The following is a 17972-nucleotide window of genomic DNA, read 5'->3' on the forward strand; positions in this document are numbered from 1 at the left end:
AAAATGATGAAGATATGGACAGGACTTTCTGCTGCCTTGCTGCTCGCCGGTTGTGCGAGCCAGGGTACGCAGGAAACATTGGCGCCGGAAGTTGCCCCGCAATGGCGTCAGGCACAGCAGGGCAGCATGCTGCCCACTGCCGTGACGCGCGACTGGTGGCGCAGCTTTGGTAGCAGTGAGCTGGATAGCTTGCTCGAAACCGCACAAGCGCAAAGCTATGATCTGGCGGCGGCAGTCGCACGGGTCAGGCAAGCGCGGGCAACCGCCACTATTGCAGGTGCTGCCTTGCTGCCGGAACTGAATGGCAACCTTGGTGCGACGCGTAATGGTCGCTTCGGCGGTGATGGCAATGGCACGCCTAGCGGCACTGTGTACCAGGCTGGATTAACGGCCAGTTATGAACTGGATTTCTGGGGGCGCAATCGCGCCTTGCGTGACAGTGCGCGTGCTGATTTGCGGGCAGCAGAATTTGATCGCGACACGGTATACCTGACAGTGACTGCCGGTGTGGCTTCGGCCTGGTTGCAGACCATGGGTTTGCGGGAACGGGCAGCGATAGCCGATCTCAGTGTGGCGAGTGCGCAGCGCTTGCTGGATGTGATTGAGTCGCGCGCACGTGCCGGTGCGGCCAATCCGCTGGAACTGGCGCAGCAGCGTGGCGTACTGGCAGCTCAGATGCGCGCGCGTGCGGCGATCCGTCAGCAAGCGGAAGACAGCCAGACCACACTGGCCGTTCTGCTCGGACGTAATCCATCTTTATTAAGCCTGGCTGCGACTGATTTGAAAGGTTTGCAGGCGCCAACTACAGGCGCGGGCTTGCCTGCTGAATTACTGACGCGTCGCCCGGATATCGCACGGGCTGAAGCGCAACTGGCGCGCGCGGATGCGAATGTCATCGCAGCACGCGCGGCGATGCTGCCGCGGATTACCCTGGGTGGCGACATGACGGCTGCCAGCAACCGGGTCAGCAGCGTATTTGATAATCCGGTGTATAGCCTGGCCGCTGGTCTGGCTGCGCCTATCTTTAATGCCGGAAGATTGGCAGCAGGACGTGATCTGGCAGTAGCGCAAAGGGAAGAGTTATTGGCGAACTATCGTCGTGCCATCGTTGCGGCCTTCGGTGATGTCGAGACTGCATTGAATGCGGTGGCAGGTATAGATGCACAACGTGTTGCGCAAGAAGAAGAGCTGCGCCAGGCACAGCGTGCGTTTAATCTGGCCGAGTCACGCTATCGTGCGGGTGCGGAAACTTCGCTGACTTTGCTGGATGCGCAGCGCACCTTGTATGCTGCACAGGATGCAGCAGCACAGTTGCGTACGCTACGTTTGCAGGCATCGGTCAGCTTATACAAGGCACTTGGTGGTGGTTGGCAGTCTACTGTTGCGGAGCCGCAGGGATAGGTACGGCACGTGTTTTGAAGGGCGGGCGTAAATGCTCGTCCGGCATTTCCAGCGCTTCCGGTGCAGGCGCTGCCTCATTCGTCAGGTAGCGCTCTACCAGCTGGAAGAAGCGGGAATAGAATTTCTCTGATGCGATGGTGGTGCTGGCGACTTTGACCAGAGAATCATCGCTCGATGAAAACGGCAGCGACAAGGAGCCCAGCGCGCCTACGCCGACACTGGCCGAGTTATTGATCTTCTTCAGCGCATAACGATCTTCCAGCGCATTCGCAAACACCGAGGTCAGGTTGCCATCCGCATTGTCGGTGGTGCATACGACGCGGAACGCGATTTGTACATGCACGTCATTCTCCGGCTGGAAACTCTTGCGCGCATCGATTTGCGTGGTGGTGTACGCGCTGATCACATAGCCCTGGCTCAACAAGGTGCGACGCACCGCCTCACATGCCACTTCGGATGAAACCGTGAAGCGGCGTGCATAAATTTCAGTTGTGTCGAATTTTTCCGTTTGATAGGCAACAGGCTTGGGCCCTGCGCAACCGGCTATCGTTGCCAGCATCAGTGCTGACAACAGGATGCGGGAGCTGAATTGCATAAACTAAATTCTCCAAAATAAGCGCATAGCGGTCCATGCGCTGTTGATTGACTCTTGTTGCCGTGAAAAATTCCTTCTATTTTCCGCAAAAAGCCCGGTGTTTGCTTTCTAAATAGTCATTTTGCGGACTTTCTTCACATTTGCCGTGATGCTGTCCGGCTATTTTCCCTGTTTTTAAGTCGAATGAAAAATGGGGTGGATGCTCCAGCCAAGTCGAATCTCAGTTAATCTTCATGCTTTGTTGCTTCGATATGAGAAAAAGTAATGGGTAATCTGGTGATTGTTCGCCATGGCGAGTCACAGTGGAACAGGGAAAACCGTTTTACCGGCTGGGCAGATATCGACCTGACCGCGAATGGCATAGAGCAGGCACGTTGCGCCGGACGCGCGCTGGCCCGGGCTGGTTTCCGTTTCGACCTCGCGATTACTTCCATGCTGAAACGCACCATACGTTCACAATGGCTGATCCTGGATGAAATGGATGCGATGTTTACGCCGGTCATCAGTCACTGGCGTCTGAATGAACGTCATTACGGCGCACTGACCGGCCATAGCCGTGCGGAAATGATAGAGCGCTTTGGTGAAGAGCAGGTCTGGGCCTGGCGTCGCGGCTTCGATAGCCGCCCGCCCCTGATGGAGAGTACGGATGCCCGTGCACCGCAACAGCAGGCGCGATACAAGGACGTGCCGCGTGCTGAATTGCCGCTGGGTGAATCGCTGCACGATACGGTGGAGCGTGTTCGGGTAGTGTGGAACGAAACCATCGCGCCGGTACTGAAGCAAGGCAAAGATGTCATTATTTCTTCGCATGGCAATAGCCAGCGCGCATTGGTCAAGTTGCTGGAAGATATGCCGGACGAAGAAGTGGCACGCTTCGATGTACCGAACAGCGTACCGCTGGTTTATAAACTGGATACCGATCTGCGTGTGCTGGAAAGAAAATCGATGACCGATATCCCACATCCGGGTTCATCCGCGATACTTTGATTTAAAAAAGCCGACCCTGGGTCGGCTTTTTTATTGGGCGCATGCCACAGCCTGCATGGCATGTGGCTGATTACTTCCCTATTTGTTTGCTCACACCATTCTCTTGCTGGTTCAGGGTCTTTTGTTCCAGCTTGGTGATGTGCCCGCCATTCTGGCTGGCCATGGCTCGCTCTTCCTTGCGTATCTGATGATCTTCCTTGTGTAGCTTCTTTGCCTCTGGCTTGGACATTTTTCCTTCTTTCACTTCCTGGTGTATGCGCTTGTCCTGCTTGTCCAGGCGCTGGTTCACTTCGGCACGACGTGGATGTTCTTTCTGAAATTCGGTTGCCGCAAATGACTGTGTACTTACCGCTGCCAGCATGCCGACTACACCAATCAGGGACAGAGTTTTACGCATCGCATTCGACATGATTTTTCCTTAAGTGTTGTTTGTTGTGTCTAGTAAGCAGTAGAGGATTCTACGTAGCTACGTGTACATAAACGTGACTTCCAAAACTGGCGATGACAGGAATTGCGACTGAAGTGTAAGCAAATGTTTGCTGGCACCAACTGGCATCCAGGCGACGTCGCTGTTTATCTGGCGGCAATTCGGGCAAGGTTCGGTCGGGCAGGGGATGGCGATGAGTGTGGTGACTATTTTGATGACGACTACCGTGATGGTTGCCGTGACTTTGTGGCGACAACGCCAGCGTTGATACGCATGTTGCCAACAATCGTTGATTAACGGCGACGCTGTTCTTCGAAGAAATCGCGCTTCAGGAATTCTTCCAGTTCCGTACTGTCGCGCAGGCGCGCCGACAGCACCACCACGCGACCCAGACGTGGTGAGTTCCAGTTGAAGTCTTCTTTTTCATATAGACGTATCAGATCTATCATCCGGCGCACGATGGCGGTTTCGATATCGCCACCCGGCCCTGCGTCCACCTGTATCAACTGGCGTGAATTGGTTTTGCGGCGCAAGTCCCAACCGCGGAACAGGAACTCTGCCGTGCGCACACCCTTGAAGGTAATCTGGAACACGCCGCCGGATTCATTGCGGCCGCGCGATTGACGCTGCACCATCTCGGCGATGTTGGCACGTGCGATCGCATTATCATCTTCCACTGGCTTTGCATCGGGTTCGATAATCCCGGCGGCACGACGTCGTTCGCGTGCAGCGGCCAGCATGTCGCTCATGTCTGGTGGCAGTGCTTCCTTGCTGGTAGTTTTGGGCGCGACTGGCGGTGGTGTACCTTTGTCAGCCTGGCGTATAGGTTCGGTCTTTTTCCGCGAAGCAGATTTTTGTTGGCGTGGTGCCGGATTCGATTTCTCGATTTTCTTTTGCTCGGGTTCCGGTGGCGTTTCCGCCTTGGGAGCTGGCTTGGGAGCCGGTGCCTGTGTAATCAGGCTGACTTCCAGCGGCGCTGTCGGCGATTCACCTGATTCCGCTACGCGCACCTTGGCCTGATCCAGCGCAAACAGCAGGATCAGCGCATGTATCAGCAGTGAGAGCCCTAAGCCTATGGCGGGGCGGGCACGCATATGGGTCAGAATGGATGGGAACTTCATGTTCTACTGCAAATGGAAACTGTCGTCATTATGACTGCGCTATGGAATTTTGTTCGACTGATCTGCGCTCAATAAATTCGTTATTGGTAATGATGGGGCGTTTCCCTTGCAAATATGAATGAAAGTTATGTAAATGTTACGTTTGCGCCGGGGCAAATACACGTAATCATGGCGCAGCTGGATTCCTGATAGAGAAGGAGACATATATGTATTTCATCCGCAAGTTGGGTGGTCTGGCCTTGTTGTGTTGGTGCGCCGCCGGTTGGGCGCAAGGATCGGCGACGGAAACGGACAGCTGGATCTATCTGGAGCCAACGCAGATAGACAGCACACGCTTTCTTGGTCCGCCGCCTGATGCGGCGGCGACCCGACGCGAGATTGACGCCATGCTGCTGATGCAGGAGCAACGTACGCCTGAGCAAGCTCGGCAGGCTGCGCAGGATCATGAGCAAAGTGTTTTCCGCTTTGCTGACGTGATGGGTAATAAATTCCAGCGCGATCGTTTACCGCTGACGACGCGTTTGTTTGACACCTTGCATGAGACCGGCAATGCGATGGAGAAGCAAGGCAAGAAGAAGTGGCGACGTGTGCGTCCGCCAGTGTTTGACACGCGTATACGGCCGGTAGCCAGGTACTCTGCGAGCGGTTCCTATCCAAGTGGGCACGCTACTTTCAGCTTCCTGGCCGCCATCGTATTGGCGGATATGGTGCCGGAAAAGAGCGAACGGATCTTTACGCGTGCGCGGGAATTCGGGGAGCATCGCGTCATGGGCGGTGTGCATTACCCGAGTGATATAGCTGCAGGGCAGCGACTGGCGACGTTGATCGCTGTGCTGATACAGCAAAATCCAGCCTTCCAGCAAGACTATGCGGCGGCGCGCGCCGAATTGCGTGCGGCGTTGGAACTGCAATAAGTCCTTACACCCGGCGTCGTGCATGACGCCGGGCATCTTTTCCGCAAAAACACCCTTAAATACGTGCTCATCGCGCTTGCCGCCGGATCAACTGCGGGCAATTCCTGGCTGTTTATCGTCATATCTGACTGTATATATCGTTTGCATGATGTTTGAGCCTCCGTTTGTTGACGGCTGTTTTAAAGCGGCAACTGCGAAGCTGAAAAGCATTTCTAAATTAATAACTTATTTGTGAAATAATCGAAAAATATTTGCATGCTGCGACGCAGCAAATGTGTTTCGATACTGGCCTCGATTTACAAAAAAATTTTGATCCCGTGAAAAAAACCACCCTACGTTTTTAGCTATAAACGGTGCGGTCTTCCGGCTGATTCGTCATATAAATTTGGTGAATATCAGCCATTCATTGCGACGCAACAGAGGGGTAAAAAACGTGATTTTTTAAGGGTAAGTACGTAGTTTGGCTAAGTATAACTACGTATTGTTCGCAAAAGTCCGAGTGCGTATCGTCACGAAATCTTAACGCTAGCTTCACCCTATCGTGAGATGAAAAAAACAGGTTTTAAAGCGGTTCCGGCGGCATGTTGCAGGAATTTTTTGAGTAACCGGATCACGAAATCACTTTGCCGCGAGGCAAAAAAATTTCGCTCAGGGATGACTTGAAAGCGACCCGTAAGCAGACCTACGGGACAGCGCAAAAAATGCTTTTTTTGTCTGAGTTGGGCGAAAACCAGATTAAGTCGCTGCTCTAGCGATCCCACCCGGATCTCCAAGGCAAAAGGCGGAACGGCATACGACCGGTTCATTTATGACCGCCTTGCAAATACAACTTGAGGATGTCTTTGCGATCAAGCTGCACGCGAACGCATTAACTATTAATCATTGTTTGGTTTTGGCCCCGGCTCAAAACTGCGATGAACACGAGGAAGAGAAATGACAACAGCAACACAACAAATATCGGGTGGCGCATCCGGTACATCGAACGCGACGCGCTGGCTCCAGCTCGTAGTAGGTGTCGTATGTATGATCGCTACAGCTAACATCCAGTACGCATGGACATTGTTCGTACCGGAAATTCAAGGCACATTCGGTTGGGCCCGTGCTGAGATTCAAATTGCATTTACGATTTTCGTCCTGGTTCAAACCTGGCTCGCACCTATCGAAGGTTACTTCATCGATAAACTCGGCCCACGTCTGATGGTAGCGTTCGGCGCGATCTTCATCGGTCTGGCTTGGGTCATCAACTCGCAAGCGACAACCCTGATGGGCTTCTACGTCGGTGCAGCGTTGGGTGGTGTCGGTGTAGGTTCGATCTACGCAACATGTATCAACAACGCGTTGAAATGGTTCCCGGACCGTCGTGGTCTGGCAGTTGGCTTGACCGCTGGTGGTTACGGTGCTGGTTCCGCTGCAACGATCTTGCCGATCGCAGCGATGATCAAAACATCGGGTTTCCAAGAAACATTCCTGTTCTTCGGTATCTTGCAAGGTTCGCTGGCTTTCCTGGCAGCATGGTTCCTGCGCTCCCCAGCTAAAGGCGAAGTTAGTGCGTCTGCCAAACTGGTACAAGCTGCACGTGACTACACCCTGAAAGAAGCGCTGAACACCAAACTGTTCTGGCTCATGTTCTTCATGTTCATCTGCGTAGTTACCGGCGGTATGATGGCTGTGGCGCAACTGGGCGTTATCGCACAAGATTTGGGCGTTAAAGAATTTGAAGTCGATATGTACTTCTTCGTGATGGCCGCATTGCCGCTGGCACTGATGCTCGATCGAATCATGAACGGTATTTCCCGTCCATTGTTCGGCTGGATCTCGGACAACATCGGTCGTGAAAAAACCATGGTGATCGCGTTCACACTCGAAGGCTTCGGTATCATCGCTTTGGGCTACTTCGGTCACAACCCATGGGCATTCTTGATCTTGTCCGGCGTCGTGTTCCTGGCATGGGGTGAAGTCTACTCGCTGTTCTCGGCTCTGGCTGGTGACGCGTTCGGTACCAAACACATCGGTAAGATCTACGGCGTGCTGTACACCGCAAAAGGTATCGGTGCTCTGTTCGTACCAGTTGGTAACCTGATGATGGAAGCAACCGGCACATGGTCCACCGTTCTGTACACCGTTGCATGTATGGATCTGACCGCAGCTATCCTCGCAGTTGTTGCATTGCGCCCAACTCTCAAGAAACACGTGGCCTTCTCCGCGGATCTCTTGAAGAAGGAGAAAGCTGCAGAAGCTGCTAACGGAGGCGCTCCGGCGCATGCCTAAGCCGCATTAACGCAAAGATTAGAACTCAACTTTCAGGCTCCTTCGGGAGCCTATTTTTTTAGACCCGCATATGAGAGCAGTGTCATGACAGAACGGCCGAATGCAATGAGCGAAAATTTATCCGGTATCAGCCAGGAATTGCCACTGGCAGTACGTATGCAGATCGAACAAACGATACGTCTGGCGATGGCGGACGCGGTGGGTACGATCAGCAAGCATATTGAAGATGGCAAAGGGAAGGCAGACAAGGCGGTCGTCAGTGGGCGTAATGCGCGCTGGCTGATCTTCCCCGCCGCGATCATCCTGGCCTTATGGATGTACGTGCCGAGTCCGTTTTCGCTGCAGCACTTGCGGGAAGAAAAAGCGAAGTTGACGAAAGATATCGCCAAGCTGCGGCAAAGCGGTGCCAATGCCGATGTCATCACCTGTGACGTCAACGGTGAGGTGCGCTTTTGCGCGAAGATAGATAGCAATGCCCGGGGCAACTGGGACGGCTATCAAATCATCCAGAACAAATAAGTACCTGGCAACCCAGGCTCACATATACTCAATGCGGGTCCTGGTGTTGTGCACGGTTCGCCTGGTAATAGGCGATAAACTCATGCGCTGTCAGCGCTTTCGAGAACAACCAACCCTGACCAAAATCCACATCATGCGCGAGCAGATAGTCTGCCTGTGCTTGTGTTTCTACGCCTTCAGCAACGATTTGCAGCTTCAGGGCTTTGGCCATTTCTATGATGTAAGGCGTGACGCTGCTGGTCGCTGATTCGGTATCGACCGTGTCGATAAAAGATTTATCTATCTTGAGGGTATCCAGCGGTAAGCCCTGCAAATAGGACAGGCTGGAATAACCGGTACCAAAATCGTCAATGGCGACCGCATGCCCCATTTCGCGCGCGGTATTAATCGTGGTACGTGCCGCCTCTATATCCATAAAGCCGCGTTCGGTTGCCTCCAGCCAGATTTGCTGGGGCTGTATATCCGTGCCCTTGAGCGCTGCTTGCACGACATTGAGTACGCGGCCGGTCTTGATATCCTGCGCGCTGATATTAATAGCGATGTGCAACGTACGGTCTGCCTGCAGCACGTGGCGCATATCCCGTATTACTTCAGTAACGACCTGGTCCGTGATGGGCAGGATCAGCCCGCTTTCCTCTGCCAGCGGTATAAATAAATCGGGACGCGTCATGCTGCCATCCGGCCGTTGCCAGCGCACCAGTGCTTCGGCACCCACACATAATCCGGTTTTCAGTTCTATCAGCGGTTGGTAGTGCACGATGAATTCGTGTTTATCCACCCCCAGTTTTAATTCGCCCAGCGGTGACAGACGTTTGCGCGATACCCAGACGACCAGGCCGACCATAAAGGCCGCCATCAATAATCCGAGTGGCAGCAGCACGATCATTTCGCGTCCCGTTTGCGCAGCGATGCCGCTATCCGGTTCGATGACGACTGCAATCAGGTCTTTGTCGTGCAGTACTTTCGAAGCGTACGGTATGCGTTTCCCCGCTAGTAATTGCTGCACCAGCTCGGGATCCGGATCATGCAGGCTACCCAATAGCTTGCCGTTACGGGTTGCCGTCACCAGTTGTACTTCAGGGTTCAGGATGATGTCGGCGAAGCGCGCTGGATCGATCAGTACCTTATAGGCCTGGGCGCTGATGCCTATCATGCCGTTGCCGCCATTTACTTCGGGAATGATATTGGTGCTGATAGCCAGCCCGTTATCGGTAGTAAATTCGATAGGGGTTTGCCTGACTTCCCGCAGGATTAGTCCGGCTGGCGTGCATTTCAAAAGACCATTCGAGAAATACCCTATGTCTTCTATGCTGCGGGTATTCATTTCGATCAGGCGCATTTGCCGGATATGGGTGGTCGAGCAGGGCGGACTGGTCAATTGATGTGCGGCTTGCAGTGCCCGCTCGGCATCTCCCAGTGAAATACGCGCGCGTTCTATCCCGCGTTGGGCGATGGTCAGCAAACGGGCGGATTCGATATCGCTGGCGCGTTGCCAGGACAGATAGAGGGTGGCAGAAATCGGCAGAAGTGCACCGAGTACAGCCAGCATGGTTGCGATGACGATGATTTTGGCGCGACTCAAGAGGTCTCCCTTATAGGCGTCTTGCATGGCCGTGCTGCTGCGACCTTCATATGAAGGTCCGGGCGATACAAATGTACTTCCTTTTGGTCAAGAGTGGTTTGCTGGGCATCATCTATATATAGAGAGGCCGCGCTGCTTATTATTAGTGTGAGGTGCCCGGCTGGTGACATCTTGTTAAAAAATATAGTCAGGCGAGGCTAATAAGTCGCTAAAACACCTTGCTTGCTTCCCTTGGGAGGCCTAGATTGTGCTTATGCTCACTCATAGTCGCGGCGAACTGGCGGCAAGAGAGTAAACTGCGTGCATCTTTTCGCACCCCGCGATACGAACATTCTTGTGAGCAACCATGTCTGAACCATCCTTTCCCCTTTTCTCCGACCTGAAACTGAGCGAGCCGCTGCTGCGCGTGCTGCAGGAATTGGGTTATGAGTCGCCGTCGCCGATCCAGGCTGCAACCATACCTTTGCTGCTGGATAACCGCGATGTGCTGGGGCAGGCCCAGACCGGGACCGGTAAAACAGCGTCTTTCGCCCTGCCTATCCTGGCGCGTATAGACATCAAACAAAGCACGCCGCAAGCGCTGGTGCTGGCGCCGACGCGTGAGCTGGCGATCCAGGTGGCTGAGGCGTTCCAGCGGTACGCTACTTATATTCCCGGTTTTCACGTGTTGCCTATTTATGGCGGTCAAAGCTATGGCGCGCAACTCAGCGCCTTGCGTCGCGGTGTGCACGTGGTGGTGGGAACCCCGGGTCGGGTCATCGACCATCTGGAAAAAGGTTCGCTCGATCTGTCGCGCATCAAAACCATGGTGCTGGACGAAGCCGATGAAATGCTGCGCATGGGTTTCATCGATGATGTCGAAACCATTCTGCAAAAAACACCCGAGTCGCGTCAGACTGCTTTGTTCTCCGCCACAATGCCATCGGCCATCAAACGGATAGCGACCACTTACTTGCGTGATCCTGACCTGATCACGGTGGCGGCCAAAACCGGTACCGCTGACAACATCCGCCAACGTTACTGGCTGGTCAGCGGTATGCAAAAACTGGATGCGCTGACCCGCATTCTGGAAGCCGAACCGTTTGACGGCATGATCATCTTTGCCCGTACCAAGCTGGGTACCGAAGAACTTGCCAGCAAATTGCAGGCACGCGGTTTCTCGGCTGCGGCTATCAATGGCGATATCCAGCAACAGCAACGCGAACGCACCATCCAGCAATTAAAGGATGGCAAGATCGATATCCTGGTTGCGACCGATGTGGCCGCACGCGGGCTGGACGTCGAACGCATCAGCCACGTCATCAACTACGACGTGCCTTACGATCCGGAAAGCTATACCCACCGTATCGGTCGTACCGGTCGTGCTGGTCGTAGTGGTGAAGCCATCCTGTTCATCGCACCGCGTGAGCGCAACCTGCTGAAAGCGATCGAACGTGCGACGCGCCAGCCGATCTCGGTACTGGAACTGCCTAGCGTGGAAGCGGTGAATGATGTGCGTATCGCGCGCTTCAAGGAACAGATTACCGACACCATCGCTGCAGGCGGTCTCGAAGTATTCCATTCGCTGATCGAGGATTATGAGCGTGAACACAATGTGCCGGCAGTGGAAATAGCTGCCGCGCTGGCCAAACTGGCGCGTGGTGATGTACCGCTGCTGCTGGATAAAAAGAATGAAGTACGCGAACGCTCATGGTCGGACGACAAACCAGTGTCTGGCGGTCGCTTCGAGCGTGGCGAACGTTTTGAGCGCAGCGAGCGCTCGGCTACGCCACGCAAGGAACGCATTCCGCGCGCACCTGATCCGGGCATGCAAACCTTCCGCATTGAAGTCGGCCATATGCATGGCGTGAAACCGGGCAATATCGTCGGTGCAATCGCGAATGAAGCGAGCCTGGATTCCAAATACATAGGCCGCATTGAAATCTATGACGACTACAGCACGCTGGATTTGCCAGAGAATCTGTCGCCGGATCAATTCAATCACCTGAAAACAGTCTGGGTCGCTGGTCAGCAATTGAATATCAGCCGTGATGGCGACGCATCAGCAGCACCTGCGGCACCTGCCAGAGCCGCCAAGCCTGCATTTGAAAAACCGGCTCGTACTGAAGCCGCCCCGGTTGAAAAAACCGCGCGCAAGGAAGTCCGTGAACGCGCCGAGCCGGCCGCCGCCGCCGCAGAGCCTGCCAAGAAAGAACGTGCTCCGCGCAAAGGCGGCACGGTCGATATGGAGCCGTATCGTATCGAGGTCGGCCATGCGCATGGCGTCAAGCCTGCCAATATCGTTGGTGCGATTGCCAATGAAGCAGGGCTGGAAGCCAAATATATAGGCCGTATTGAAATCTTTGATGATTACAGTCTGCTGGATTTGCCAGCCGGGATGCCGTCCGAAGTGTTTGAGCAATTGAAATCGGTCGCCATCGGCCCGAACAAGCTGCGCCTGAGCCGTTCCGGCGTTGCGCCGGCACCGGAAAAAACCACAGGCAAGAAAATCACACTGTCGGCACCGAACAAAGGCGGTGACCGTCGGGTGGCAGAGAAGGCGCGCAACAGCAAGGCGCCGTCGAAACGCGCTGGAACCCTGGATAGCCGCTCTGCCGAGGCGGCCAAACCGAAGTCCCATCGTAAGGGTAGTAAGCCGGTGTAGCTTTTTTGCAAAGAGTGTGACGGATGTAAGCACGACGCAAAAGCTGCGCTATTATGTCCATTCGGCAATGTTAGCGAGGTAATGATGAACGTCTTACTTTACGCACTCTGTTGTTTAATCCTGCCACTCTGGATTTTCAGTGGCTTGTACCTGGCGGTCGAGATCTTCCTTGATCTTAAGGAACGCTATGCACGCTATGTAAAGAGTCAGTCGAATCGTCAGTAAATCGACTGTTTCTTTATGCTGATATCAGCGAGACATGCGCTGCCACGATGCGCCAGCCCTCCGGCAGGCGTAGCCAGGTATGACTTTGCCTTCCGATCCGCGGTTCACCCACTCGGGTGAATTCGGTATTGGCGGTTGCATAATCCCGACCATAAGTCGTAATCACCGTATTCACCAATTCACGTTCCAGGCCTTTCGATGGTCGCGCCAGCCGGAACGCCTTGATCGCCTCATATCCCAACAGATTTTCGCCAGCACCATAGCGCAGGGTGTGCGGGCTATTCCAGAATAATTCGTCCAGCACTGCCACATCATTGCCGGTGAGTGCGGCTTCATAGCGCCGGAATGCTGCGGTCACTTCCGCAACGATTTCCGGCAGGTTGATTTCGTGTGCCATCGTGTCTCTTTCCTTTTATGGCTTGTTCGCTTGGCCTGCATTCTTTTGGCTGGCGCGATGCAAAGTCTGTACGGCATTCAGCAAGTCACCTTTGGTCATCGCATCGTCTACGGCAATGCCAAATTGCGCGGCTTCGGCCAGGTGCTGTGGTTCTGCCGGTTCATCCTGGTCTTCGCGTACGGTCATTGCTTGCCGGATGGCGTATTCCAGGACGCCGAGACGTTCGATCAAATCTTCCATAGGGTTTGCTTGTGTCATATCCGTTGGTCTTGCGGTCAAATCTTAATGCACATGCGTCGTCTTAAATTTACATTTGTTATTGTTAATAACGACAATTATACTTGTTAATTTGAGGTTGGTTCATTTATGTACTGGAAGCCAAAACCTGAACTTTACTACCCATATTTGAGAAGCAGGATTCTCAAAGGCCGTGGAATTGGAGAGGGGAATCAGTACCAGCCTTGGCTCAAGGTAAGAGATGTGCCGTCTCGCGGTACATCTGGGACCATAGCCGGCTTGATCGTAGATCGGCCTCATCATGTGTTGTCAGAACTAGAGGCGACCTACCTGTACTTATTGGAGCGAAAGCCCAATATCCGAGATATTCGAGAGCAATGGCCCATCTTCGATATCGACGAAACATTAACACTGTGCCGAAAATATAGTGTTAAGCATCCCTACCGAGGCAAGTATCCCGAACCATTCACTATCGATTTCATGATAACTGAAGAAGTCGCTGGTGAATTGATCTACAAGGCAGTCAGTATAAAGACACCCAAGGATGCTGTGGATCCGAAAGTTAGAAAACGTCTGAACATTGAGTATAGATGGGCTAGCTGCAAGGGTATTTCTTGGCAGTTAGCTGACTGCACAAACTACACAAAAACAGCTCTATCTAATCTCCGATTTATGCGCTCTTGGTTCGCTGGGCGTGTCATTCCACAGTCCGACGACGTCTTGTTGTTTATAGATGTGTTCTATTCGATTTATAGGGCAAACGTCTTATTGAGTGAAATCCTTGAGAAAGTTGCCAAAACTATGAAAATTGATAGTACGCACGCCACCATGCTATTTCAGTATTGTGCTTGGAAAGCGTTTATCAACGTGTCCTTAGATCATGCGCTGGCTTTGAATCGTCCACTTGTATTGAACGAGCTAAATGAATCCTTTTGAATTTCAGGTTATCGCTAATTCACTACCAGTCCCTGGGCTGGTGTTGAGATCTTGCAATGGTGAAGAAAAATATCTACGGATTACCCACGTATTTAGCACATGTATCTATGCAATAGATGTCAGTGATCTCGTATTTCTACAAAAAGGGTTAAGACCAAATCGAATTATTAGAACCGAGTATGAAGCCATGGTGGCGACGGGGGAATATGAATTGGGTAGGTTGTCAATTCCTCAATCTCAACTGGAACAAGCAATGGAAGTCGACGGATCCGAGAAAGTACAAGCAGCGTGGAAATCTATTAAGCCATTGATCCAAGCATTCTCTGAAGAAAATAATCTATCGCGTGACCGATATGGCCCTCTCATTGATGCCAGAGCGGCTGAGCTTCAAGTGTATCCACTCAAAGTAAGGAGATTGGTAACTCGTTATTTTTTCTTCGGTGGAATTAAGGCGGCATTTATGCTCCTGCCAAAAGGAAGGGCGAAGGGAGATGGCTCTTTTGTACAGGCGCAAGCAGACGAAGAACAAACAATAAAGCGTCGACGAGGACCAAAGGCAGCAATCACACGGCATTACGGACAAAACGAATTTGTTCCGAACATGGACGATGTTAATGACATGCTGGATTGCTTAAGAGGGTTACTTCGTAAGCGGGTGACCTTTTTAACGGAGGCTCATGATGAGTATCTTAGAAAATATTTCCCAAAGCGACACCCTGCTATTGCCGCGGAATGGGCCGCCGGAAAGCGGATAGAACCTGTTACTTACAGACAGTTTTCGTATCACGTTAAAAAATATTCCGAGCTGGCAGATGAGCTATCGCAAAATCTACGTACTCGAGATCGCGAAGCAAAAAAAACTGGGACTCTTCATGCAACGGGACCTGGGGAGCTTTACGAGATTGATTCGACTGGTGGCCGTATTTTCTTAGTCTCCTCTGGCGACAATCCCGTTGTACTCGGGAAACCGACAATCTATTTGCTAATTGACCGTTGGAGTCGATATGTGGTGTCTACTTACATTTCTTTAAATCCGCCTTCATACGAAGAAGTGAAATATGCCCTACTTGTGGCGTTTACCTCTAGGGATGAAAGATTCCGCTTACTTGGTGTGGATGTAACAAATAGTAGTTGGCCGGTAGGGAGAATGCCTGCTGTGATTTGTCCAGACAGAGGTTCGGACTTCATCAATAGATCATTTGAACAATCGGTTGTGATGGATATGCGGATTGAAGTTACGCCGTTGCCTCCCTATTGTCCTGATGGGAAAGCGATCGTGGAAAGAACGATTCGTGAGATCAAACGAAGAATGGCTTCATCTCCACTCAGAGGAACTTACTCTGAAAGACCGATGGATCCGATCACAAAGAGAATAGCAAAGGCGGCCTCTACGGTAGCTGTGCACAGTCTCGCCGAGGTGTATCGGGAGTTGATTGAGATCATTAAAGATCACAACAATCGTCCTCATCAAGCTCTGAGAAGAATGAAATTTCTGGCGCAAGCAGGAGTGAATCCAGTACCGAAGGAAGTGTACCTATGGGGCGTACGGAATATTACCGGTCTTCGAGTGCCGCCATTTTCGGACGAAGATTACAAACGGCTACTGCTTGCAACTGCGGATGCAACAATATCGAGAAAGGGTGTTCGTTTTAAAGGACGCCTTTATCTTCCCAGCAACGAAGCCGCAGTTGAAATGTGTCGGTCTTCAACAATTAAATCCCAAAAAATTCAAATCAGATTTGATCCAAGCAGTCCTTTAGAAATACTGTTTAGTTCGAAAAGTGGTACTTGGCCATTGTTTTGCCTAAGTGCCGGTGGCATGAGAGAGATTCATGGCATTACCTTGGAAGAAGAACAAGCATTGTCTGGGGTGAGTAATCTACTTTGGTCGAAGGCAGCACATGATAGTCGGCGAACCAGAGTGACTAGTCGAACATCGTCCTCGAATAAATCAGTGGCTAGAAAAATCACTTCGGATCAATTCACATCCAAGGAAAAAAATACGATACGCCGCGATGAAAGTGATGTTATCAAACGCGCATTGATGGGCAAGGCGACTGTGCCAGAGTTTGTTGAAAAAACTGTAGTCGAGGACCCGCCAGATTGGTTGAAGTTAGAGGAAGCTGAGCGGAAAAAGAATCTATTGAAAATCGGAAGAGCAAGGAAAAAACGATGATCGACGCATTCAAAGCAGCTTATACGGAAACTGGGGTTGCTAGATTTCGGGGAAATCCTTTCATCGAAGCCTTGCCACCGCTAGAGCAGAAAAAAGATGATTTTCTGACCTTGTTGGAACACAAGCCTGCAATCCCTACGACGGAGGATCGTAAAGGATCTGAGATGGCAAGAATTATGTCGCTATCTGTCATCGGCGATGTTGTTCATCCTTTTCCCGAATATCAGAAAGCCGCAATAGCACTATCAACAATGATCCGTGAAGCGTATGTTTCCAGGAATCCGTTGAGCGTAGAGGATGTGCAAAGGCGTCGTGCAATTGCTTCTCTTGAAAAAGATGTGCCTTTTCCAAGCGATTGGAAATCGTCGGCAAAGGGGCATTTGTTTATGGCGATTAGTGGGATGGGTAAAACCACATTTGCTCGAGCTTTTTTGCTGCGATACCCGAAAGTGATAGAGCACGTAGAGTACAACGGCCAACCTCTGCGGTGTATGCAAATACCGTACTTGATGCTGCGAGTACCTCATGATGGCACCCTGGGTAGTTTGTGTATGCAGTTCTTTGAGAAAGTAGATTTCTTACTGAACACAACATACATGCAACAAGCCAGAAAACTGAGAACGATCGCATCTCTGGTTCAATTAATGCACAGAGTTGCTACTGCTGTTTCCGTAGGACTAATTGTCTTTGATGAAGTCCAAAATCTCAGCAATGCTCAGTCTGAAAAAGCTGAGCTGATGTTGAATTTCTTCAGTGATGTTGTTGAAAGATTGGGCATTAGTATCGTAGTAATTGCAACGCCAGCAGTGCAATCAATATTTGAGAAGAGCGTGCGGAATACAAGAAAGCTCACTTCCTACGGGGAGACGATTCTTACGCCGATGTTGAAGGGGGACCTACAGTGGAATCAATTCTGTGAGATTTATTGGAAGTACATGTATGTAAAGAAAAAAGGGAAGCTCACCGAAGAAATATGCGACAAATGGCACGATCTGTCAGGCGGCAATACTGCATTTGCGGCCTTGCTCTTCACGCTCACACAACGAAATGAAATTGGCGGCAGTGAAGTAGTCAGCGTTACGACAATGGAGCGGACCGCTGCGAAAGATATGGCTTTCCTACAACCAGCAATTGCTGCAATGCGAAGCCGTGATCCTAATCGTTTGAGAGAGTTCGATGATCTTTTGATGGGGCCAAGGTATATCGCCTTGAGAAAGTTAATGGGTGCTGACGATACGATTTCGTTGGGACATGAATTACCGGATTTGGAGCAAGTAGTCGCAGAAACTAAATCACGAGCTGTTCGGGCTCGCCTTCAAAGCGAGCAATTTGATGATTTCTTACCGGTAGAGGATCCATTGGATCGGTGATATCTAGAGGGGGTGCTAAATGGCAGAATCCTGTTTTCCTCCGAGTGGTAGTGTCAGAAATTCTGTGTGTGAAGGTCGGTTAAAAAATTCTAGTGCAATGCGTTGGTGAAGCGTTCGCCGAACAGAATGGCAAACTGATTGGCCGCCTGCTTCCACGTCACCGGAGGCATCTT

16 protein-coding genes are annotated in these 17972 nt (G+C 51.8%); 10 read left to right on the forward strand and 6 right to left on the reverse strand.

The window, feature by feature from the left end; genetic code table 11:
• Window positions 1–3: 3 nt before the first annotated feature.
• Complete coding sequence (locus IXC47_RS10050; RefSeq protein ID WP_326838393.1) at window positions 4–1401, forward strand: efflux transporter outer membrane subunit; 1398 nt, start codon at window positions 4–6, stop codon at window positions 1399–1401.
• On the opposite strand, the gene IXC47_RS10055 is transcribed toward IXC47_RS10050, so the two are convergent.
• Entirely contained in the window at window positions 1376–1996 is a 621-nt protein-coding gene (locus IXC47_RS10055; RefSeq protein ID WP_175624607.1) for a DUF2242 domain-containing protein, read from the reverse strand. The two genes, IXC47_RS10050 and IXC47_RS10055, sit on opposite strands and share 26 nt — an antisense overlap.
• A 264-nt stretch (window positions 1997–2260) precedes the next feature.
• On the opposite strand from IXC47_RS10055, the gene gpmA reads away from it, so the two are divergent.
• Window positions 2261–2983, forward strand: a complete 723-nt coding sequence (gene gpmA, locus IXC47_RS10060) for a 2,3-diphosphoglycerate-dependent phosphoglycerate mutase (RefSeq protein ID WP_175624608.1) — start codon at window positions 2261–2263, stop codon at window positions 2981–2983.
• A gap of 70 nt (window positions 2984–3053) precedes the next feature.
• Here gpmA and IXC47_RS10065 read toward each other — a convergent pair whose 3' ends face one another.
• On the reverse strand, window positions 3054–3344 hold the full coding sequence (locus tag IXC47_RS10065; protein ID WP_230089497.1) for a hypothetical protein: 291 nt from the start codon (window positions 3342–3344) through the stop codon (window positions 3054–3056).
• A gap of 175 nt (window positions 3345–3519) precedes the next feature.
• Between IXC47_RS10065 and IXC47_RS10070 the strand changes: the two genes are divergently transcribed.
• On the forward strand, window positions 3520–3678 hold the full coding sequence (locus tag IXC47_RS10070; RefSeq protein WP_195875545.1) for a hypothetical protein: 159 nt from the start codon (window positions 3520–3522) through the stop codon (window positions 3676–3678).
• A gap of 25 nt (window positions 3679–3703) precedes the next feature.
• On the opposite strand, the gene IXC47_RS10075 is transcribed toward IXC47_RS10070, so the two are convergent.
• Window positions 3704–4531: a hypothetical protein gene (locus tag IXC47_RS10075; RefSeq protein WP_195875546.1), complete on the reverse strand. Its 828-nt coding sequence runs from the start codon at window positions 4529–4531 to the stop codon at window positions 3704–3706.
• Window positions 4532–4737: 206 nt separating this feature from the next.
• Here IXC47_RS10075 and IXC47_RS10080 point away from each other — a divergent pair, with 206 nt between their 5' ends.
• From IXC47_RS10080 to IXC47_RS10090, 3 genes are all read left to right on the forward strand, one after another.
• Window positions 4738–5445: a phosphatase PAP2 family protein gene (locus tag IXC47_RS10080; RefSeq protein WP_195875547.1), complete on the forward strand. Its 708-nt coding sequence runs from the start codon at window positions 4738–4740 to the stop codon at window positions 5443–5445.
• Window positions 5446–6378: 933 nt separating this feature from the next.
• Window positions 6379–7713: an oxalate/formate MFS antiporter gene (oxlT, locus tag IXC47_RS10085; RefSeq protein WP_175624611.1), complete on the forward strand. Its 1335-nt coding sequence runs from the start codon at window positions 6379–6381 to the stop codon at window positions 7711–7713.
• A 105-nt stretch (window positions 7714–7818) separates the two neighbouring features.
• Window positions 7819–8232, forward strand: coding sequence for a hypothetical protein (locus IXC47_RS10090; RefSeq protein WP_175624612.1), 414 nt, complete (start codon window positions 7819–7821; stop codon window positions 8230–8232).
• A 28-nt stretch (window positions 8233–8260) separates the two neighbouring features.
• On the opposite strand, the gene IXC47_RS10095 is transcribed toward IXC47_RS10090, so the two are convergent.
• On the reverse strand, window positions 8261–9841 hold the full coding sequence (locus tag IXC47_RS10095) for an EAL domain-containing protein (protein ID WP_230089488.1): 1581 nt from the start codon (window positions 9839–9841) through the stop codon (window positions 8261–8263).
• A gap of 319 nt (window positions 9842–10160) precedes the next feature.
• On the opposite strand from IXC47_RS10095, the gene IXC47_RS10100 reads away from it, so the two are divergent.
• Window positions 10161–12458, forward strand: a complete 2298-nt coding sequence (locus IXC47_RS10100) for a DEAD/DEAH box helicase (protein WP_195875548.1) — start codon at window positions 10161–10163, stop codon at window positions 12456–12458.
• 238 nt (window positions 12459–12696) lie between these two features.
• On the opposite strand, the gene hpxZ is transcribed toward IXC47_RS10100, so the two are convergent.
• Window positions 12697–13080 carry an oxalurate catabolism protein HpxZ gene (gene hpxZ, locus IXC47_RS10105; RefSeq protein ID WP_175624616.1) on the reverse strand — a complete coding sequence of 128 codons (384 nt, stop codon included), beginning with the start codon at window positions 13078–13080 and terminating at the stop codon, window positions 12697–12699.
• A 15-nt stretch (window positions 13081–13095) separates the two neighbouring features.
• A complete protein-coding gene (locus IXC47_RS10110; RefSeq protein WP_175624617.1) occupies window positions 13096–13338 on the reverse strand; it encodes a hypothetical protein in 243 nt (80 codons plus the stop codon).
• 108 nt (window positions 13339–13446) lie between these two features.
• Here IXC47_RS10110 and IXC47_RS10115 point away from each other — a divergent pair, with 108 nt between their 5' ends.
• From IXC47_RS10115 to IXC47_RS10125, 3 genes are read left to right on the forward strand one after another with little or no spacing between them, the layout of a single operon-like run.
• Entirely contained in the window at window positions 13447–14253 is an 807-nt protein-coding gene (locus tag IXC47_RS10115) for a TnsA endonuclease N-terminal domain-containing protein (RefSeq protein ID WP_195875549.1), read from the forward strand.
• On the forward strand, window positions 14240–16429 hold the full coding sequence (locus tag IXC47_RS10120) for a DDE-type integrase/transposase/recombinase (protein WP_195875550.1): 2190 nt from the start codon (window positions 14240–14242) through the stop codon (window positions 16427–16429). Before IXC47_RS10115 ends, IXC47_RS10120 begins: the two co-directional genes overlap by 14 nt.
• On the forward strand, window positions 16426–17799 hold the full coding sequence (locus IXC47_RS10125; protein WP_195875551.1) for an ATP-binding protein: 1374 nt from the start codon (window positions 16426–16428) through the stop codon (window positions 17797–17799). Before IXC47_RS10120 ends, IXC47_RS10125 begins: the two co-directional genes overlap by 4 nt.
• The last annotated feature ends 173 nt before the right edge of the window (window positions 17800–17972 follow it).

This window comes from Herminiimonas contaminans (genome assembly GCF_015645465.1).
Lineage (GTDB): Bacteria > Pseudomonadota > Gammaproteobacteria > Burkholderiales > Burkholderiaceae_D > Oxalicibacterium > Oxalicibacterium contaminans.

What these genes read in the sequence shown, in the direction of transcription:
- IXC47_RS10110 (WP_175624617.1), bottom strand. Translation starts at nt 13,338, where the DNA reads ATGACACAAGCAAACCCTATGGAAGATTTGATCGAACGTCTCGGCGTC.
- hpxZ (WP_175624616.1), bottom strand. Translation starts at nt 13,080, where the DNA reads ATGGCACACGAAATCAACCTGCCGGAAATCGTTGCGGAAGTGACCGCA.
- IXC47_RS10090 (WP_175624612.1), top strand. Translation starts at nt 7,819, where the DNA reads ATGAGCGAAAATTTATCCGGTATCAGCCAGGAATTGCCACTGGCAGTA.
- IXC47_RS10115 (WP_195875549.1), top strand. Translation starts at nt 13,447, where the DNA reads ATGTACTGGAAGCCAAAACCTGAACTTTACTACCCATATTTGAGAAGC.
- IXC47_RS10100 (WP_195875548.1), top strand. Translation starts at nt 10,161, where the DNA reads ATGTCTGAACCATCCTTTCCCCTTTTCTCCGACCTGAAACTGAGCGAG.
- IXC47_RS10065 (WP_230089497.1), bottom strand. Translation starts at nt 3,344, where the DNA reads ATGCTGGCAGCGGTAAGTACACAGTCATTTGCGGCAACCGAATTTCAG.
- gpmA (WP_175624608.1), top strand. Translation starts at nt 2,261, where the DNA reads ATGGGTAATCTGGTGATTGTTCGCCATGGCGAGTCACAGTGGAACAGG.
- IXC47_RS10095 (WP_230089488.1), bottom strand. Translation starts at nt 9,841, where the DNA reads ATGCAAGACGCCTATAAGGGAGACCTCTTGAGTCGCGCCAAAATCATC.
- IXC47_RS10120 (WP_195875550.1), top strand. Translation starts at nt 14,240, where the DNA reads ATGAATCCTTTTGAATTTCAGGTTATCGCTAATTCACTACCAGTCCCT.
- IXC47_RS10080 (WP_195875547.1), top strand. Translation starts at nt 4,738, where the DNA reads ATGTATTTCATCCGCAAGTTGGGTGGTCTGGCCTTGTTGTGTTGGTGC.
- IXC47_RS10125 (WP_195875551.1), top strand. Translation starts at nt 16,426, where the DNA reads ATGATCGACGCATTCAAAGCAGCTTATACGGAAACTGGGGTTGCTAGA.
- IXC47_RS10050 (WP_326838393.1), top strand. Translation starts at nt 4, where the DNA reads ATGATGAAGATATGGACAGGACTTTCTGCTGCCTTGCTGCTCGCCGGT.
- oxlT (WP_175624611.1), top strand. Translation starts at nt 6,379, where the DNA reads ATGACAACAGCAACACAACAAATATCGGGTGGCGCATCCGGTACATCG.
- IXC47_RS10075 (WP_195875546.1), bottom strand. Translation starts at nt 4,531, where the DNA reads ATGAAGTTCCCATCCATTCTGACCCATATGCGTGCCCGCCCCGCCATA.
- IXC47_RS10055 (WP_175624607.1), bottom strand. Translation starts at nt 1,996, where the DNA reads ATGCAATTCAGCTCCCGCATCCTGTTGTCAGCACTGATGCTGGCAACG.